Consider the following 1,352-nt stretch of genomic DNA (forward strand, 5'->3'; position numbering starts at 1 on the left):
GTCATGCAGGGGCACTAAACGTGGACCTTTATCCAGATCGCCAAACCAACCAAAAATTTGTGGACGGTATTTTGATGGCATGATGACTCTCCTTTTTATTTATTCATCGTGAAATGGGTTACTGCTGCGATTTATGATGAGTGGGATTTCGTCATCATCTTAGCTATTCCGTTATATGATGCCGTTGTTTAATTTCCGCGAGCGCTTCTAATGATGTGGCATTAAACGCTTCAACCATCCATTCGAGCCAGTCTTGACCGGCAATCCTATGGGCTTTAAATTCCGCTTCTTGATCTGATTTATATTCACCATCATCGATATTGGCCACATCACAAAAAAACATAAAACTATTGATCCAACCCCAAACAAATGTACTCCCTGCGCCAGCTCGAATAGGATCTAACATAATATGATCAATCACTTGATGCGTTCCCGGTTGGCACACCATTAATACGGTTGAAGTTAGGGCATTACGTGACATATTATGAATAACAACACCATGCAAATCATCCCAATCATACTCTTTTATACGGCGTTTTTTCGGTTGTAAAAATACCGCCGGATGCCGTAATACTTTAAAGTTAAAAAAATAACTTTCGTTAACATAGACTTTACCCGTTTTACGATTAAATATAATGGGACTACCACGACGGGAAAACAAGCTTTGATAAACTGCTGGAATAGTTATATACAAAGAAAAAATACTCACAATCAAAGCCAATATTGCTATAATTACTATTAAATTGCCCGCTTCAGGTTTATGAATAAGTAATAACCAAACCCATAAAATAACTGCAATGAATAAAAGTATGGTTGCAATAAGATATAAAGATGAATAAAAAACTTGATCAGAAAAATTCTGACGAATAAAGGCACAGTAGTTATTATTGGCATAGCTTAAGCGACGATCATGCAGGGGTACTAAACGTGGACCTTTATCCAGATCGCCGAACCAACCAAAGATTTGTGGACGGTATTTTGATGGCATGATGACTCTCCTTTTTATTTATTCATCGTGAAATGGGTGCTGCTGCGATTTATGATGAGTGGGATTTCGTCATCATCTTGTGCATTAGAGCTGATATTGATTTGATAGCTCTTTACAAGATCATAAGCAAAGGTGCCCGCGACCCATGTTATCACCGTTAGGTGGCTATCTGACTGGTTAGGATCGGTTTTTTTCACTTCGATTTTTTCAATATCGGTAAAATGGGCTTGCCATATCGCTTTACCCATTCTTGCCAAACTGTAACGGCTTTTGGGCTATTCCGTTATATGGTGCCGTTGTTTGATTTCAGTTAACTCTTCTAATGATGTGGCATTAAACGCTTCAACCATCCATTCGGGCCAGC

2 protein-coding genes are annotated in these 1,352 nt (G+C 38.8%); both read right to left on the bottom strand.

Translation table 11 applies throughout. The annotated features are described in order from the left end of the window. Positions 1–163 precede the first annotated feature (163 nt). Entirely contained in the window at positions 164–988 is an 825-nt protein-coding gene (locus A9G23_RS02665) for a DUF6708 domain-containing protein (protein ID WP_065586156.1), read from the bottom strand. A 14-nt stretch (positions 989–1,002) separates the two neighbouring features. Continuing rightward, positions 1,003–1,245 (bottom strand): hypothetical protein, encoded by a 243-nt coding sequence (locus tag A9G23_RS02670; RefSeq protein WP_141674896.1) that lies wholly within the window; start codon positions 1,243–1,245, stop codon positions 1,003–1,005. Positions 1,246–1,352 lie beyond the last annotated feature (107 nt).

The organism is Gilliamella sp. App4-10 (genome assembly GCF_001690495.1).
In the GTDB taxonomy this organism is placed as follows: domain Bacteria; phylum Pseudomonadota; class Gammaproteobacteria; order Enterobacterales; family Orbaceae; genus Gilliamella; species Gilliamella apicola_G.